Annotated in this window: 12 protein-coding genes and 2 CRISPR repeat arrays; of the genes, 2 read left to right on the forward strand and 10 right to left on the reverse strand. The window is 48.5% G+C overall.

Translation table 11 applies throughout. The features are described 5' to 3' along the window. Positions 1-163: 163 nt before the first annotated feature. Positions 164-1,455: direct repeats of the CRISPR family, unit length 32 nt; unit sequence ATTTCAATCCACGCACCCGCATGGGGTGCGAC. 103 nt (positions 1,456-1,558) lie between these two features. Then, positions 1,559-5,047: a CRISPR direct-repeat array (repeat unit 32 nt; unit sequence ATTTCAATCCACGCACCCGCATGGGGTGCGAC). Between the two features lie 186 nt (positions 5,048-5,233). The 9 genes from cas2 to ACH6EH_RS18800 all read right to left on the reverse strand — a co-directional run bounded on the left by cas2 (position 5,234) and on the right by ACH6EH_RS18800 (position 15,951). Continuing rightward, positions 5,234-5,524 carry a CRISPR-associated endonuclease Cas2 gene (gene cas2 / locus ACH6EH_RS18760; RefSeq protein WP_208204685.1) on the reverse strand — a complete coding sequence of 97 codons (291 nt, stop codon included), beginning with the start codon at positions 5,522-5,524 and terminating at the stop codon, positions 5,234-5,236. A gap of 9 nt (positions 5,525-5,533) precedes the next feature. Next, positions 5,534-6,565: a type I-C CRISPR-associated endonuclease Cas1c gene (gene cas1c, locus ACH6EH_RS18765; RefSeq protein ID WP_397333394.1), complete on the reverse strand. Its 1,032-nt coding sequence runs from the start codon at positions 6,563-6,565 to the stop codon at positions 5,534-5,536. Next, entirely contained in the window at positions 6,562-7,224 is a 663-nt protein-coding gene (gene cas4 / locus ACH6EH_RS18770) for a CRISPR-associated protein Cas4 (protein WP_397333395.1), read from the reverse strand. Before cas4 ends, cas1c begins: the two co-directional genes overlap by 4 nt. Next, a complete protein-coding gene (cas7c, locus tag ACH6EH_RS18775) occupies positions 7,205-8,071 on the reverse strand; it encodes a type I-C CRISPR-associated protein Cas7/Csd2 (protein WP_397333396.1) in 867 nt (288 codons plus the stop codon). Before cas7c ends, cas4 begins: the two co-directional genes overlap by 20 nt. 11 nt (positions 8,072-8,082) lie before the next feature. Further along, positions 8,083-9,972: a type I-C CRISPR-associated protein Cas8c/Csd1 gene (gene cas8c / locus ACH6EH_RS18780; RefSeq protein WP_397333397.1), complete on the reverse strand. Its 1,890-nt coding sequence runs from the start codon at positions 9,970-9,972 to the stop codon at positions 8,083-8,085. After that, entirely contained in the window at positions 9,969-10,685 is a 717-nt protein-coding gene (gene cas5c / locus ACH6EH_RS18785) for a type I-C CRISPR-associated protein Cas5c (protein WP_208204689.1), read from the reverse strand. Before cas5c ends, cas8c begins: the two co-directional genes overlap by 4 nt. A 226-nt stretch (positions 10,686-10,911) precedes the next feature. Further along, positions 10,912-13,329 carry a CRISPR-associated helicase Cas3' gene (gene cas3 / locus ACH6EH_RS18790; RefSeq protein WP_397333398.1) on the reverse strand — a complete coding sequence of 806 codons (2,418 nt, stop codon included), beginning with the start codon at positions 13,327-13,329 and terminating at the stop codon, positions 10,912-10,914. A gap of 96 nt (positions 13,330-13,425) precedes the next feature. Beyond that, a complete protein-coding gene (locus ACH6EH_RS18795) occupies positions 13,426-14,379 on the reverse strand; it encodes a helix-turn-helix transcriptional regulator (RefSeq protein ID WP_138224806.1) in 954 nt (317 codons plus the stop codon). A gap of 120 nt (positions 14,380-14,499) precedes the next feature. Next, positions 14,500-15,951, reverse strand: coding sequence for a DASH family cryptochrome (locus ACH6EH_RS18800; protein ID WP_397333399.1), 1,452 nt, complete (start codon positions 15,949-15,951; stop codon positions 14,500-14,502). Between the two features lie 136 nt (positions 15,952-16,087). Between ACH6EH_RS18800 and ACH6EH_RS18805 the strand changes: the two genes are divergently transcribed. Together ACH6EH_RS18805 and ACH6EH_RS18810 are read left to right on the forward strand one after the other, a co-directional pair. Next, positions 16,088-16,549, forward strand: coding sequence for a hypothetical protein (locus tag ACH6EH_RS18805; protein ID WP_397333400.1), 462 nt, complete (start codon positions 16,088-16,090; stop codon positions 16,547-16,549). Positions 16,550-16,653: 104 nt separating this feature from the next. Further along, on the forward strand, positions 16,654-17,286 hold the full coding sequence (locus ACH6EH_RS18810; protein WP_397333423.1) for a YfbR-like 5'-deoxynucleotidase: 633 nt from the start codon (positions 16,654-16,656) through the stop codon (positions 17,284-17,286). A 119-nt stretch (positions 17,287-17,405) separates the two neighbouring features. Here ACH6EH_RS18810 and ACH6EH_RS18815 read toward each other — a convergent pair whose 3' ends face one another. After that, on the reverse strand, positions 17,406-17,855 hold the full coding sequence (locus ACH6EH_RS18815) for a copper amine oxidase N-terminal domain-containing protein (RefSeq protein WP_397333401.1): 450 nt from the start codon (positions 17,853-17,855) through the stop codon (positions 17,406-17,408). Between the last annotated feature and the right edge of the window lie 38 nt (positions 17,856-17,893).

Consider the following 17,893-nt stretch of genomic DNA (forward strand, 5'->3'; position numbering starts at 1 on the left):
GCTCAGCGGCTTTCTTTGGTCCAATTTCATCACTTCATCTTACCGCTTCTTCTTTGAATGCTTTGTCGTACCGGTTCATTGCTTCTCATCCCCTCGTCAACTTTCATTTTATTTCATACGAGGGTGTTTTTCGACTGCATTTTTATCGTAGCACTCCAGATCGATTTCAATCCACGCACCCGCGTGGGGTGCGACGTGGAAGAAGGGGACGAGGATGCTCTTGTCTATATTTCAATCCACGCACCTGCGTGGGGTGCGACGACCTACACCATTGAGCGGCTTTGGCTTTTTTCACATTTCAATCCACGCACCCGCTTGGGGTGCGACGGACATGACGCCACTGATAATAATTTAGTGATCCTAATTTCAATCCACGCACCCGCTTGGGGTGCGACTTTCTCTCCGATTCGCGATGTGAAATCTCCGAAATTTCAATCCACGCACCCGCGTGGGGTGCGACTGTAACCTCATCCAGCATAGGTTGATACTTTGCAATTTCAATCCACGCACCCGCGTGGGGTGCGACTCGCCACGGGGAGCACCCAGGTATTGAGCTGCCTGCCATTTCAATCCACGCACCCGCATGGGGTGCGACCTCCTTTGGTTTTGCGGCTTGCCGCCATCGAGTCATTTCAATCCACGCACCCGCATGGGGTGCGACTCTTTAGTGCTTGTTTGCGTTCCCAGATACTTTTGAATTTCAATCCACGCACCCGCATGGGGTGCGACACAGGGGGAGCTGCTCCCGATTATCAGAGCAAAATTTCAATCCACGCACCCGCATGGGGTGCGACCACTACAGTGTTCAATGCTATCTCGGCTGTTGTATTTCAATCCACGCACCCGCATGGGGTGCGACTGGACTGTGTAACCGTGTATCCGTACTCGCGCAAATTTCAATCCACGCACCCGCATGGGGTGCGACGTGCACCCATATCATACAACCCGAATGACTGTTTTTGATTTCAATCCACGCACCCGCATGGGGTGCGACGCGGAGGATCTGGCGCTGTGCGAGGCGGCAACATTTCAATCCACGCACCCGCATGGGGTGCGACTGCCGTTCACGCTTTTTTTACACATAACCTACTGATTTCAATCCACGCACCCGCATGGGGTGCGACAACAGACAATTGCTTTTGTATGTCCCAGGGGATGCTATTTCAATCCACGCACCCGCATGGGGTGCGACAGTTTTGGCTTTATCGTAATCCTCTCTGTTATAATTTCAATCCACGCACCCGCATGGGGTGCGACATGAATATTGGTGTAGGGTTGTCTATTTATAACAATTTCAATCCACGCACCCGCATGGGGTGCGACTTAACCAGGCTTGGAACATTCAAAACCAAGGAGATTTCAATCCACGCACCCGCATGGGGTGCGACCTATTTCACTTGCCAACATTTTAGGTGGCTCCGAATTTCAATCCACGCACCCGCATGGGGTGCGACGTGAGCCGATTAATCCGGTACCTGTTAATATTCTCGCCTTCCAATATCGAGAAACCGCATGGGGTGCGACGTGAGCCGATTAATCCGGTACCTTTGTTCAGCCTATTTCAATCCACGCACCCGCATGGGGTGCGACCGGCGGGCTATATTCTGCATCCGGAATTCAATTTCATTTCAATCCACGCACCCGCATGGGGTGCGACCTGCTACTGTTTGGGTTATCGCTGCATCCATTTTGGATTTCAATCCACGCACCCGCATGGGGTGCGACCGCTATGAGTTATGTAAATTTATGAATCTTTTACAAATTTCAATCCACGCACCCGCATGGGGTGCGACCTACTTTGATAGTTATAATCGGCCTGGGCAATCTATTTCAATCCACGCACCCGCATGGGGTGCGACACGGATAGCGAACGCACTATGATTTTAGAGGTGCAGGATTTCAATCCACGCACCCGCATGGGGTGCGACGATGTGCAACCTCTAATCCGGACCGGGGATGATATTTCAATCCACGCACCCGCATGGGGTGCGACCAGGGTAATGCAGGAAAAAATGAACAGGTATGAATTTCAATCCACGCACCCGCATGGGGTGCGACCTTTTTTAGTGTGTTTATAAGTGTTCATAAGCAAAATTTCAATCCACGCACCCGCATGGGGTGCGACTTATCCGGCGCACCGCCGGATCATGCCCACGATATTTCAATCCACGCACCCGCATGGGGTGCGACGTTTATCCACGTTACATACCTCCCATTACGACCAATTCATTTCAATCCACGCACCCGCATGGGGTGCGACCGTCAGATACACGTTTTCATCGTAGGCGATTACGCATTTCAATCCACGCACCCGCATGGGGTGCGACTTAGTGCCATATCAAACGCCTCCTATCCGGTCGAATTTCAATCCACGCACCCGCATGGGGTGCGACGAATAAGGAGGCGGCTAACGTGCCGGATCAAGACATTTCAATCCACGCACCCGCATGGGGTGCGACAAATAATTTCATGGTGTCATATCGCCTGGCATTATTTCAATCCACGCACCCGCATGGGGTGCGACTTCCTGATCGGCTTGATCTGCGGAATCGTGTTTTTATTTCAATCCACGCACCCGCATGGGGTGCGACGCATGCAGTGATTGCGGCAAAGCATGATAGAGAGCAATTTCAATCCACGCACCCGCATGGGGTGCGACTTGAACGCCATTTTGAAGAGAGCGGAGGGGCGCATAATTTCAATCCACGCACCCGCATGGGGTGCGACCCGTACTGCGATTTAATAGTAAGTTTGCCGTTCATTTCAATCCACGCACCCGCATGGGGTGCGACGCGCTTCGGGTGACGACACCTTGGTACTGTACATCATTTCAATCCACGCACCCGCATGGGGTGCGACAGCCTTCGCTCAAGCCCTTGAATATAAGTTTGATTAATTTCAATCCACGCACCCGCATGGGGTGCGACGCGGTTCTGTCTGGTTTTTGATGCAAGACATTCATTTCAATCCACGCACCCGCATGGGGTGCGACCGTCCAAGGCCAATTAATTCTCCGGTTTCTCGTTGCATTTCAATCCACGCACCCGCATGGGGTGCGACGACAGCCAAGAATTGCCGCGCAGAGCCATTTGGATTTCAATCCACGCACCCGCATGGGGTGCGACGCGAGTGTTTGAAGTCGGGACAGAGGTAAATCGCAGAATTTCAATCCACGCACCCGCATGGGGTGCGACATCACACCAGTAATCAATGGGGTTAAGCATAAGATTTCAATCCACGCACCCGCATGGGGTGCGACTCAGGATTGTTTAATGATAGCACAATACTAGTTATTTCAATCCACGCACCCGCATGGGGTGCGACCACCTGCTACAAAATTTCTGTCAAAATTAACCTTTGATTTCAATCCACGCACCCGCATGGGGTGCGACACGGCGCCGTATACGTACCATTGCGCGCGGTCGGCATTTCAATCCACGCACCCGCATGGGGTGCGACAAATACAAACTTTGGTAACAATGATTTAGTCTGATTTCAATCCACGCACCCGCATGGGGTGCGACGTTCATGATTTCGCTTTACTCTTCTCTTTCGGAGATTTCAATCCACGCACCCGCATGGGGTGCGACATGGCGAGGATGTTCCTCAGTCTTATGCAGAAAAATTTCAATCCACGCACCCGCATGGGGTGCGACTCCGTCCCACCTACAATATAATCCTATTTCAAATTATTTCAATCCACGCACCCGCATGGGGTGCGACTCGAGCTGGCCCTGAGTGACCGCAAGGGGAGTACATTTCAATCCACGCACCCGCATGGGGTGCGACTCCGGCGGTGAACTGGCCGTGATCGAGGGGCCCATTTCAATCCACGCACCCGCATGGGGTGCGACTCATTACACCCTATCAACCAAACTGGTGTTCCAGTATTTCAATCCACGCACCCGCATGGGGTGCGACGGAAAACAACCGCGAAGAAACGCGCCGTAGGGTCATTTCAATCCACGCACCCGCATGGGGTGCGACGAAGTGTATGTGACGGATGAAACGGCATAGGAGATTTCAATCCACGCACCCGCATGGGGTGCGACGTATATCCCATAAAAGTAGTAGTCGTATTTGGAATTTCAATCCACGCACCCGCATGGGGTGCGACTGATCCAACAGAAAAACGGTATGAGGATATGCCGATTTCAATCCACGCACCCGCATGGGGTGCGACTAGGAGCTGCCCATTCAGCTATAGATAGTCTGATTTCAATCCACGCACCCGCATGGGGTGCGACCGGTGGATATTGAGGTGACAAGTCATGTTTAGCTTATTTCAATCCACGCACCCGCATGGGGTGCGACCCCCTAAATGTGGTATGCCCCACGTCTTCAAGTGAATTTCAATCCACGCACCCGCATGGGGTGCGACAAAGCAGCAACATTCGTACCTTCATCAAAAAAAATTTCAATCCACGCACCCGCATGGGGTGCGACACGGTACCAGGCCGGGCGCAGCGATTACCCGGGAGATTTCAATCCACGCACCCGCATGGGGTGCGACGGATTACCTGACCCGGATGAACATCAAGCAGGAAATTTCAATCCACGCACCCGCATGGGGTGCGACAAGAGTATGCGTTATCGGGTATGAGGGTAACGGGTATTTCAATCCACGCACCCGCATGGGGTGCGACTTATAATCCCACAAGATAAGCGCAAAGGTTTAAATATTTCAATCCACGCACCCGCATGGGGTGCGACCGTATTCTGAAATTGATTTATGTAATCAATGGTTGATTTCAATCCACGCACCCGCATGGGGTGCGACTAATGCTGCCTATATTGATCCCCCATTTTGGAATAAATTTCAATCCACGCACCCGCATGGGGTGCGACGGTTTTACACTTTCTTTGATTGTGCCCGATATTATTTCAATCCACGCACCCGCATGGGGTGCGACATGGAGCAATCAGTGATAGTTATGCTTTACCGTCTATTTCAATCCACGCACCCGCATGGGGTGCGACTAGTCCAGGGGTATGCTAGTTGAGATAGTTGAAATATTTCAATCCACGCACCCGCATGGGGTGCGACCGCGATTTTTGGTCAAATCAACCATAAATCGACTTCTAATGCTACATAAATTAAATTAAAAACTAATTATAGTATTTTTTTTACAGTTAAAATATGGATAAAGATGATTTAATATGGATATTTACAGGTGCGAATGTCTTGGGGAAATCATGTTCACTTGAGGTTCGCACCTGTTACAACTACCCGTTAAATAATGAGAGGTCCCTCCAGATCTATGGATTCCTTCACGCCAATGTGCTCCACTTTGTTCTTGTATTGGTTTCCGAGCTGGTAAAATCGTAGACTATCTTGTTTCTGATCAATAACTTCGATCAGCTTGTACCTAAGTGCTGTAAACTCCGCCGCATCGACAAGACACTCGAACACAGAGTTTTGAACACGTTGTCCATAGTTTTGGCATATCTTTGATACTTGCCTCAATCTTTTCTGACCCGCACTTGACTTGGTACTTACATCATACGTAATGATAAGCAGCACACTCTACACCTACTTCCATAAGAATGGAGGATACTCGTCAAGATCATTGCGAAGATGCCTGGCTAATAGCAAAGCTTGTACATGAGGTACTAATCCCCACGATATTTTTTCACCAAGGTAAGGATGAGTCATTTTCTCCTGCTTTTTGGTCTGCCATGCTGTAAAAAACTTTTTGCGTCCCGCATCCGTCATCAATACCGCGCCGTTTTCTTTGACATAGAAATCGTCTGGCTGGATCACTTTTTTGTTGATTAGCGATAACACGAATTTATCTGCATACACTCCTCGTAATTCTTCCATCATATCCAGGGCCAAGGAGGCTCTTCCTGGACGATCACGATGAAGAAAACCTACATACGCATCTAATCCCACGCCTTCAATTGCTGATGTCATGTCTTGTGACAGTAGTGTATATGCTAAAGACAGCATTGCGTTTACTTTATCCAGAGGCGGTCTTCGAGAACGCGAGCGAAAATAAAAATCTTCTTTCTGCTGAAGAATCATCTCGTCAAAAACCTGATTATAGCTTAATGCCGCTTGTCCTTCTAACCCTCTCAGCCTATCCAAGTCAGAACATTGCCGAATTTCCTTAATTAAGGAAGATAGATGGTTAGAAATGTGTTTAAATCTCTCAATATCCACTCTCAATGGATAATCTCGAGTCATTCGTTCTAATATCCACTTGTTGTTATACAGCTTTCCCACAATAAAATTCCGGGCAATCAAAGCAGATTGCGTTACATCATGAGAAAGTAAGTACTGCTTCTTTCTTAAAATAACGTTTCCTTTACTCGCACCTATAACTCTGGCAAGAAATCGTCCATTCATACTCATAAACACAAGCGAAATATGCCTGTCTGCACAGTATGCCATAAGTGCCGGACTTGCTCCGGTGTACCCGAATGCAATGATGGATTCAAGATTATGTAATGGAAGTCTACCCAGCTGATCCTCTTTTCGAGTAAGCACGATGTTATCTCCATCCAGTGAAAGATACACATCCGGTTGAGTAACAAAGACTGTATTTAACAGCTTCTTCATTCCCGAATCTTCCCTTCAATGTAGCTTTTAACTGTTTTCTTGCTCATGACCTCTGGAAGACAAATGGATTGAAGCGAGCAGCTCTGACAATAGGAACCTGTCTTCACCTTCGGGGTGTTCCTCTGTACATACAAGGCATACATCTCTTCTACGATACGCTTTACCCGATCTCTCATTTCCAAAGTAAACGAGATTTCGATGCGGCGCCGTATCTCATGATAAAACAAGTACCCTCTGGGAATTGAACATAGCAGCATCTCTTCCAAACAAATCGCTTGTGCAGTAAGCTGGAGAAGATCGGCATCATTCCACTTTGGCTTTCCTCGTTTATATTCAACAGGACAGGCTAAGTACGTTCCGTCAGCTCCATGAATTTGAACACCAGCTTCGTCTTTCATAAATTCCACAACGTCACAGATCCCGGAAATCTTCAATGACTCTGACTTCACAGGCATTGCTCTAACGATCAATTGATTCCCTCGTTGCTCTTTAATGAAAGGCATGTCCACCTTTTCGTGCACATGCTGACCTTGTATGGTTTTAACATTCTCTTCCCATTGCTGTTCAATATGGATCAACGCCCATTGTCTTTTACAAAATTGATAGTGTTGAATGCCTGACAGCATTAAATACTCATCATCAGATTCCATCAATGACATCAACGCGCAGTCCTTCAAGCTCATAAATTTCAATGGAATAATCCTCAAACTGTCTCGGTTCTTCCGTTTTAGACTTTACGACCAGAGAACGGTGAACCTTGGCCGATGAATACTGCCCCATTTTGGAGTTATGTGTCCACCAATACACTTTATGAACTTCCATGCTTCCTTCCGGTCTTGCTGCAGAGGCATCGTTTTCAAATAAGGTTACAAGTGCCTGCTTGATCTTATCGGCATCTTCTGGAGTAAAGCCTGTCTTCTCAGCCAGCTGTGTGTTAATAGATCCGTAGAATACATATACGCCAAAGTCAACGCGATGCTTCATGCCCATCGTATCAGAGCCTCTGTCTTTGCCCGGCTCGGAGTTAACGCTCTTCGTAATTTGCATACTTGTAATATCGATGGGATCAACGCTGCGTGCCGTATGAATGGAGACCGGCCCTCTCACGCCTACAGATACTGACCCGGATTTATCGGAACTCTTGAACGCGAACACTTGCCCGAAGCTGCGGACATCCATCCATTCACGGCAAGCAGCCGCTGCAAAATCCTCCTGCTGGCTGCTACTCTTGGCCTTAATAACTTCACGTAATTCCACACTAGCATCCGCCCGCTCCCGCAAGCTGTTATATTCGTCGGATTTTCGATCATTGGATTGCACAAAAATCGTTTCACCCATGTCTTGCAGACGATTTCTGATTTTACGCTTGATGGCTACATCAGAAATCTCTCCGTACCCATCATAATTCTGTCTCGGCCTGTTGCCATTCAGAGGATCTCCATTAGGATTAGCACTACGCACGGACAATACAACCGCAAAATCAATTTTGGAATCTAATGTTCTCATCTTTATCTCTCCTATTCGTTGGATGCTTCTTCAGCATCGTTCAGTTTATCTTTCTTTTGATAAAGCTCATGCCGCTGGCTGTAGAAACCTAGCAAATATAACCCTGACAACGGCTTATTTGTAAAATCATCCACCGGAATTCTTGACGCTACTTCGTCAATAATCTTTGAATAATAAACGGCCTGAGACCCCAAACGCGCTTGATAGGGCTGGAGATTATCTTGTATCGTCTTCCATGTTCTTGCAGGATGCCTCGAAAATGAATTCATGTAACGCAGTGCATTGCTTGCTCGGGATTCGGAGGATCCAAGCGCCCTTCTCTCTAGTACATCCGCGACAGCAAGCAGCCGGCCAAACAAATAATCGCGATGGTTATAATCTTGATCTAATGCCAAATGTATCTTCTCCTTTCGGTTGATTAATGCACAGGTGATGCTTAACGTTTTCTCCCATTCCCATTTCTCCATGCCCGCTGGATTAGAGGCGCGATGAAATGCACTTGTAACAATATCTCTCGGAATGGGGGCGCAGTCTATAATGCATGGCAGTACTCGTTCCATAAGCCCCTTCACGACCTTATCGTTAGCTTTCGTACCATACGCTGCGACCGCGATGTCTTTCGTGGCTGGGGCGCCATAGAATTGAATAAACTCGCCTTCATCATTTTTACGATAGCGGTGAAGCCATGCACATTCTGTATGCCATTTCTTCAGACGGTCCAAGTAAATTTCTTTATTCATATTACGATAGTAAAGAACAGCCATCCTTCCGGTTGTTGCAGAATCGAGTACTAGAATGTTCACGTCCGCTTCAAAGGACAAATCATTCTTATAGCCTTCTAATGCCTTGGAAACCTCTTGTGCAATAGCTTGATGGGTATTAGATATTGCCCTTTGTGCAGGCAGCGGAGAAGGATTCAGCGCAAATGTGTCTTCTGCCGGATGAGGAAGATCTATAGTGTCATTTCCCCATACTAAGAACACTCGCTGCTCAATCACTTCACCTTGTCGTTGAATCAACCATTTTAAAGCGTTGTGAGCTTTCTGGGACACTTCGTAGCTAATGCCGGCTATCTCGCTGGCAATCTGAAATCGCCCTCTAAATGTAAAACCTGTGGTGTCGTTTGCCGAGATTAATTTAGCTTTATCCGCAGCATTTCTGATTTTGTTCGCATGCCTCTCGGTTATTGGCAATCTCTTTCCGGTCACATAGCAAAGATCTTCTCCGCTCAAGAGTTCACTGTAAAAATGTATAAAAGATTCATACATCGCTGTATCCTTCCACACATCCTCCAGGATCTCGTGCGGCGAGTACACATTGAAGCGAACAAACGCACTCTCCGGTGTTCCTTGTAACACCGTAAAAATCTCCGGCTTGTCAGGGTACAGACTTTCATACTTCTTATCCCATTTTTCGATTAACCGATTATTCGCATCTACAGCTACAACTCGATGTTTGATTAAATCCTGCATCAGCTGCCCTTTGCGCAGGTATTGATAGATGCTTTTTACCTTGCTGGTGGCGTAGGAAGATTCAGCCCATTCCTTGAGTTGATCAATATAGCCTTGATACGATTCATCATCTTTCACATCATCACTGTACAGACTCAAATCACCAGCCACATAACTAAGCTTGTCATGAAGAGGATAAGGTGAGATCACCTTTCCTGCTCGGCTTGCGGATTTCTCCGTGCACGGAATCAGCGTGTTAGCATCATTTTTACTTATCACTTCAGCGGAATGAAATCGCCCGTCTTCTGTGATATTTACCTGAATATGAGCATTTTGCGTAGTATGAGAAACAGGGAGAAGAGTGTAGCTTCGATTGAATCTGGAAGCTGATACGCCGACAAGATCGGTATTCGATTCATAGGTTTGATAGAGATTCAACAGCCAGCTCATTCCTGCCCCTCCTTCAATGTCTCATACAAATCATGGACAGATTCAATGGAAGAGGCCCCGAACGGTTTGGGCTGCATCTCACGCAAGACGCGCGTTTGCGAGCATTTCTCCGGTCGAGTAAAGGTAATTACCCCATCCTTCATGACGGGATTCCACAGCCTAACTTTCATATTCCGTTCCCCGGTTTCATCGGGGTAGCTAAGCCCGTGTACCATGGTACCGAAATGCAGCTCTTTACACTCGTCATAAAATCCTGGTCCGGAACCGAAATCACAAGGCTCTACGTATCCTTGACACTCCCGGGTACCCAAAAAAATATCCCGACGGCCTCCCGCTTTAAGCGCTCTCTTCATAATGTTGTGATGCTTCTCTTCGTTACGGTCATACTCCAGGTCTGGACGATGGAGATTAAACTCAAAATATGCCCTCACCTGATAGCGTACATCTTTCAAATATGTATAGTTTGCAAGAGTGTTCCCTCCACTGTAATCAATTGGCCGAACGCCCTTGGACTCCATACAAATCGGATTCAGCACACGTACAGCATCTACATAAACCGTTAACGTCGGCTTCCAATATATGCTTTCGACAATCCCTTTCAAAGCTTGATAGGTTGGCACTTGATAGGAGAGCTTCTCACCTCCGAGCTTGGTTAACGGATCCGTGAACAACGCGTAGTGTCCGTGTACAACGAACTCAATCGAATTCCTCATAGTATGGTTTTCACCTTCTTTCTCTCAATATATTATTTTACTCAAGTTCCAGTATAAACCAAATATTATCAAAAGTAAATATCGTTATACATTATATGAATGTATTTTGTCTATTTGGCAGTTTGTGATACGATGAAGTGGTCTTCCTGCTTCTGCTATTGAAGCAGGATGTGGATTGAAATATATATTGTATGACGTGAAAAGCCTATCTATATAGATAGGTTTTTTAATATAACTGGATTTCAAACCCACTATCATTACTTACGTCTAGTCCAAATTTCTCGTGATAAGCACTCTCTTTAAGTACGAGTACCTTGCCGTCAAGGTAGCTCACGAGACCCCCGTACTGATTGAGCTGGCGTAGTTCTTGATCATACACTTGTATGCTATAACGTTGAGCTAGGCGGAGCATGAGTGATAATTCATTGATGTTTCGGTCTCCATTCAAATCAGCAACTAGTTCTTTTCCCTTTTGATCATAGGGTACAATGACAGATGTCGTCTGATTATCAATAACGTCGAAATGCTGCCCTGCCGTCCTGCAGCTATTTAATAGAAATAAAGATGGGTAACACTTGTGTTTACTATAATAGCCTTCAGCAAATAGATTTTGAGTTCGAGGCGCTGCCAACAGCGTCATCATCGTTGTATTATGTTGGGGTACAGGATAGTCCAGTTGTCCACTCATTTCTTTGTAAAACTCCCGAAAGTATCGTGTCATTGCTGCGGCTGAAAGAATACTTCCCCCATGATAAGCAGGATCTTCCTTCATATCGATCAAAATACGTTGAGAAATCTCTCTCCCTTTTCGTATTTCCGGGAGATTATCCAGCTTCTCCTCCAGATGATGTATGATATATACTTCGCCCTTATCGTTCTCGCCATGGCGGTTACATCTGCCTGCTGCTTGAGCCAGTGAGTCTAATCCTGATAAAGAGCGAATCACACGTTCAAAGCTAATATCTACCCCCGCTTCAATTAAAGGGGTGCTAATACATATCACTTTGTCTTTGCTCCTCAGCCGTTCCTTAATCTCAGATAGAATTTCTGTTCGATGAGCCGGACACATTGAAGTGCTGAGATGATAAACATAAACCGAAGGCCTCAAGGATTGCAGCAACAGAAACAGCTTCTTGACTGCTGATTTCGTATTAAGAATGACGAGTGTGCTATTACAATGGATCATCATTTCCTCAACAAATGCGTACAGCCTATCATTAGTCATCGCCTCTGATGTACGATCTATAACTTCTACTCTCTTGAAGGCGACAGCTATACGATTCAAATCCGGGATTATTTCTGCATGGGCACCGATAGAGAGCTTATGCTCTACGAAATCCAGGGCAGGTTGTGTTGCAGTACACAACACAAGGCTGGATCGCCCATAGTCCCGAAGAAAATGAAGCGCTTGATTAAACAATGACACACAGGTAACCGGAACTTTCTGAACTTCATCGAACACAATGACAGACTCGCTTAATTGGTGAAGCCTTCGAATGCTCCGGCTGCCCGAATCATAAAAGACGTTGAGAAATTGCACCATCGTTGTAAAAATAACAGGAACATCCCAGTTGTCCTTAGCCAGCTTCCATTTTTGCTTGATATCGATTCGTCCTTCGACATCCTCATCATCCGCCAGATCTTGTTCAATGACATTAGAGTGGTGTTCCAGAACATTCGCGTCATCCTCTAGAATTCGCCTTACTTCAGCAGCATTCTGTTCAATAATTGTCGTGTACGGAAGCACATATATAATCCGTCGTTTGGAGTGAGTAAACGCATGCTTGAGAGCATATCTCAAGCTCGCCAGCGTTTTCCCTCCGCCAGTAGGAATTGACAATGTATATATGCTCGAAGCTTGTTCCGCCGCACGGTCACAATGCTCCGACATCTCACGTCTGAGATTATGGATAGTTCCATCAAGCATGGAGAATGAGCTCAGCCTATGTTGTAACCGTTCATAGTACCCCTTAAATAATGTTGAATACTGAATCGTTGCAGATTCGGCCTCATCTTCTTCAAATCTCCGAGTATCGGTGCGGTCTGCATCAATTAATACGCTGAATACATACTTGGTTAAAAACATAAGTCTGGCTTCCACAGTTAACGTAGATGTCACAGCCAGGTAATCCTCCAACTCTTTAGCTGCGCAGTCCACGTAAGAGGTAAAGGCCTCTCGAGTCATTACGCGCTCAAAAAACAAGGATTCGCTAAGCTCGTATTCTTCCAAGCTCTTCTCTTTGACACGCTTTAAATAATCCGATTCCAGATTGGGCGTCAAGAAATCATGAAGATCAGAATGGTGACTTATAATTGCGTTGCCTACGATTTCTGCCAGTATGCCGGTAAATTGATGAATATGTTGCTCATGATACAATTTGTAAAGAAGCTTTCCACCTGCAGTAGAATGATCTACACTACCTCTTCTTGGAGGCGTGTCTGGATGTTCAAACGCATTTTGCAGGTAAAGCCGAAACGCTTCACTGAACTTCCCCATGTCATGCAGCATGCCAGCCAGCCCGGTGATATGACGAACACCGATTTTCTCACCCATCATTTCTGCCAATCGCTGCACACCCCGCAAATGTTCTTCTACCGACTGGTGTGCACCATCCCGAGCTCGAAAATGAGCAGCATAATTCATTGTACTCTCCCTCCTGACCAGACCCATCCCTCTCTCGTCTCCCTATATCCTAACTTTATCCATTCGCCGCACCTTGTCACCAAACACATGTTCCCCTCACTCCCCATACAGCCCGCGCCAGCGCGACAGCTTCTCCTGCATCATCTTGCGGTAGCTACGGGGCTCCAGGATTTCGGCGTCCGGGCCGTATTGGTTGACCCAGTTCAGGAATTCACGGTCGTGGTTCAGGGTGACCTCAAACAGCAGGCTGCCATCCGGCAGGTCTGTCATTTTGGGCCGGACGAACATTTCTTCCTCTTTGATGTAACGGGCAACCTCGCGCGAAAATTTGACTTTGAAGGTGATCTGCCCGGTTCCGCGCTCAATGGACCAGGTGTGCTTCATGTAGTTGGCCAGATTGAAGTCTCCTTTTTCAAAAGAACGCGCGGTGACCTCCAGTTTACGGAACCGGCTGAGCCGGAAGGTGCGGATCTGCCCTGCTAAATGGCAATAGCCAATGAGGTAAAACCGCTGATCCCGCGGAATCAGATAATAAGGATCAATCTCCCGCTCAGTCAGCTCATTCCGGCTTTGAGTATGGTAGGTCACGCTTAACGTCTGCTCTGCCAGTATGGCCTGAATCACAGGGAGCAGGTGGTTGGGGCTGTCCTCCCGGTAGGCCGGGGAGCCCATCTGAATAATGTCTGTCACATGCTTCAAAATGTCCTGATTCCGCCGCTTCTCCCGGGTCCGGGCAGCCATTATTTTGTCATAGGCGCTCTCAAAGCCCGGCGGAAGCTGGGTGTGATCCAGGATTGATGGAAGCATCGTAAACACCAGCTCCTCCTGCGGCGTCCAGTTCAGAGGATACATGGCGAAATCCCCGGCAAAGGTATAGCCTTTGCCATAACCGTCATTGACGATGGGAGCGAGGGTGTCCAGAGAACGAAGATCACGGTAAATGGTGCGGACATCGACATCACATTTTTGAGCCAGCTCCGGAGCTGTAATTCCAGGCCTTGCCTGAATCGCGTAAATAATATTGAACCAACGATAAAGTTTGTCAGACATACTTCGAATCTCCTATGGTTTTGGATATATGTTTAATCTAGGTAATTCGACACTCCTACACGACATCCTCCTAAAGAACTAGAAAAACCGTTCCGAAATCGGAACGGTTCCTCCATTGCATTATCCTTTAGCCTGCTTCAGCCGGGATCGAAATGCCTCAACGGAGGGCATCCACTCCACGATAGGAAACGGGTAATCCTTCCCCAATTCCAGGCCAAACTCCTGCTGCTCAAACCACGTCCATTCAGGCACATCATAGACCTGTTCTCCAGGAACGGCGGCAAGCTCAGGAAGCCAGTGCTTGGCATAGTCGCCAGCAGGATCATAATCACGCCCTTGCTTGCTGACATTAAAAATCCGGTACGGCCGCGTATCATTTCCTACTGCCGCATTGTAGCACCAGTTGCCGTAATTGACCGATACGTCGTAATCCAGCAGCTGAGACTCAAACCACTGGGCGCCGGCACGCCAGTCGATCCCCAGATTTTTTGCCAAAAAGCTGGCCGTATTCTGCCGGCCCCGATTCGACATCCACCCGGTCTGCCGCAGCTCTCTCATATTGGCATCCACCAGCGGATACCCGGTTTCGCCTTCAGTCCATGCCTGCAGCAGCGCAGGGTCGCTGGACCACTCCAGGCGCTTGCCGTCCAAGCCCCCCGCTGCAAAAATCCGGCTCCCATGCTTGCGATGCACATAGATGAAGTATTCTCTCCACAGCAGCTCATCCAGGAACCCCTGCGTCGATTCATTCACCGACCGGGCGGCCTCTGCCTCCTTAAGGCTCCAATAGACAAAGCGCGGCGACAGACAGCCCAGGGCCAGATAAGGTGACAGCTTCGAGGAGGCGTCCGGCTCCAGCATTCCGTTGCGGGTTTCACTGTAGCGGCTAATATTGTCCTGCTCGTGAAAATAATACGTCAAACGCTTGCGGCCTGCGGAGGAGCCGCCGGTAAATACCGGCTGCGGCGGCAGCTCATCATCGGCAAGCCCCAGCGCGGCAAGCTCTGGCAGGTCTCCTTCCTCGACAGCCAGTGAAACGCTTTGACGCTCCGGCAGTGGAAGCATGCTGCGAATGCAGCGCTCCTGCGACTTCAAGATCCGCTGCTTGAACGGCGTATACAGCTTCGGCAGCTCTTCGAGCGGGAAAGGAAGATCCTCCGGGTGAACCAGGCTATGCCCGAAGTACGTGTACAGCTCCGCTTCTCCTAAGCTGTCCTTCACCTGCTGCTGCACATAGGACTCCTCCGTGCCCAGCTCGTCATGAGCATGGACCTCCACCAGATCGAGGCCGCTCTGATTAAGCTCCGGTATGACCTCCTCGGGCTTACCCAGCCGAACCAGCAGCGGAATGCCAAGCTTGTTCAGGTTGTCCCGCAGCTCGGCCACACTTTCAAGAATGAAGCGTGCCCGGTGTGCCCCGGTTTTGGGATATCCAAAGCCGGTCACCCCGTATTCCCGGGGGTCCAGGCAGTATAATCCAACGACCGGCAGACCGGACGCGGATGCCGATAACAGCGGCTGGTTATCGTGTACACGCAGATCCCGCCGAAACCAGACTAAGGCGCATTTCATCAAGCGCCCTCCTCTCTTTTTTTTACAACGACGATATTCATCGTTTACAATGAAATTGAAATGCTGCGCATTCCTGTTTATATTTACCCCAAACACCGAAATCTGATGATTTAAGCTTATCGGGGAGGAATTTTACATGCACTCAACAAGAAGTCTGAAGCACTACATGCTGCCAGCCGTACTGGCCGGAACACTGGCGGGCATATTTCTGGGCTTACTGCTGAAGGCTGCAGAGGCTCTTACCTCGCTCAAGGTGTATACGCTGCTCTTGAATGTAGACTACATTCCGGTCCTGAATCAGCTGCCGCTGCCTGAAGCCGCCGAGTTCGGCCTGCATTTGATTGTATCGGCGGGGCTCAGTCTGGTTCTCGCTTACTTGCTGTACATCCGCCCTAATCCTGCTTCGGCGCGGCAGCGCCTGGGGATCTATGCTCTTGTAAACACCGTCGTGGGCCTGCTGCTATACCCTACCACTGCCTTGTCGGACCGAACCCCTGAACTGTTCGACGTTCCGGCGCTTCTGGTCTGGCTGCTGGGTCATGTCCTGTATGGCCTCCTCCTCGGCTGGCTGATGGAGAAGCTGAAGCCGCGGGCTTGAAGCAGGATGGACGGCAGCAGTCACATTTTACACTGGCTTAATTCTCTCTTTATCTATGTAGAGTATAGTCATGGATAACTCTATATTAAAGGATGATGACCTGGATGGGCATTCACACGTACTTTCGTTCTCTCAACGACCTGGAGCGGATTATCCGCACCCCCGGCAAATTCAAATTCGAAGAGCACAGCGTCTCCGCCCACTCCTGGAAGGTGGTACAGTATGCAAAGACGCTCGCAGATATTGAGGAGCTGAATGGGGTACCCATCAATTGGAAGAAGCTGTATGAGATTACGAGCAGCCACGATTATGGCGAAATTTTTATCGGGGATATCAAGACTCCGGTGAAGCACTCCTCCCTGGAGCTCCGCTCTATGCTGCAGCAGGTGGAGGAAGGAATGATCCGGCATTTTATTGAGGAGAACATTCCGGAGGAGTTCCAGAGCATTTTCCGCCGGCAGCTGCGGGAGGGCAAGGATGGCTCGCTTGAAGGGCTGATCCTGGAGGTTGCGGACAAGATGGACCAGGTGTATGAGGCTTTTGCAGAGCTGCAGCGGGGAAATACAGAGAAGGAATTTGTGCTCATGTACCGCCACGCGCTGATCAAGATCAAGAATATCGACCTCCACTGCGTCCGTTATTTCCTGGGACATATTTTGCCGGATATTATAGAAGAAAGTCAGATTTCCCCCATTGATATCAAGGGCATTACCGAAGAAGCCTTGGCGCAGCAATGAATAAAGCTGTACGTGCACTCTCCACTTGGCGGAGAGTTTTTTAATGCCGGATACTAAGAATAGCCTCCTTCACGTCGAAGCAGGCTAAGATTGAACGATATAAGTGCACTCGGGCTTTCTCACACGTCGGTGCTCCCGCCGCTCACGTACGCGGTCTGCTCCGACTTCACCCATTTGATCTCCCGGCCTAAAGCCTCGGAGGCAAAGCGAAGCGGCACCATGGTCTTGCCTTCATGGATAAAGGGCTCGGCATCCATCTCCAGCTGCTCCTCATCCTTAATGACAGTGCTCTTGCCGACCGTAATGACGAGATACGTCTTGGACCCGGTAATCTCAATCTCCTTATTTACATGGTTCCATTCCATGTCCAATCCCTCGCGGAGCTGAACCAGGTCCGTAAAGGCAATAAAGATCCGGTTATCCTTCATGACCACATGCTCCTGCTGGAGTCTCACATCGTCTATATATACGTCCGGCGTACTGCCGGCATAGGCCTCGTCCCAGGGAAGAACCGTATACCAGAGGACAGCAGCCAGCAGTCCCAGCAGCACACGGAAGGGATACTTCATCACAATTCCTCCTCACTTTCACTGTAAAGTCTTATCTA

This window comes from Paenibacillus sp. JSM ZJ436 (assembly GCF_044383795.1).
Lineage (GTDB): Bacteria > Bacillota > Bacilli > Paenibacillales > Paenibacillaceae > Paenibacillus_AQ > Paenibacillus_AQ algicola.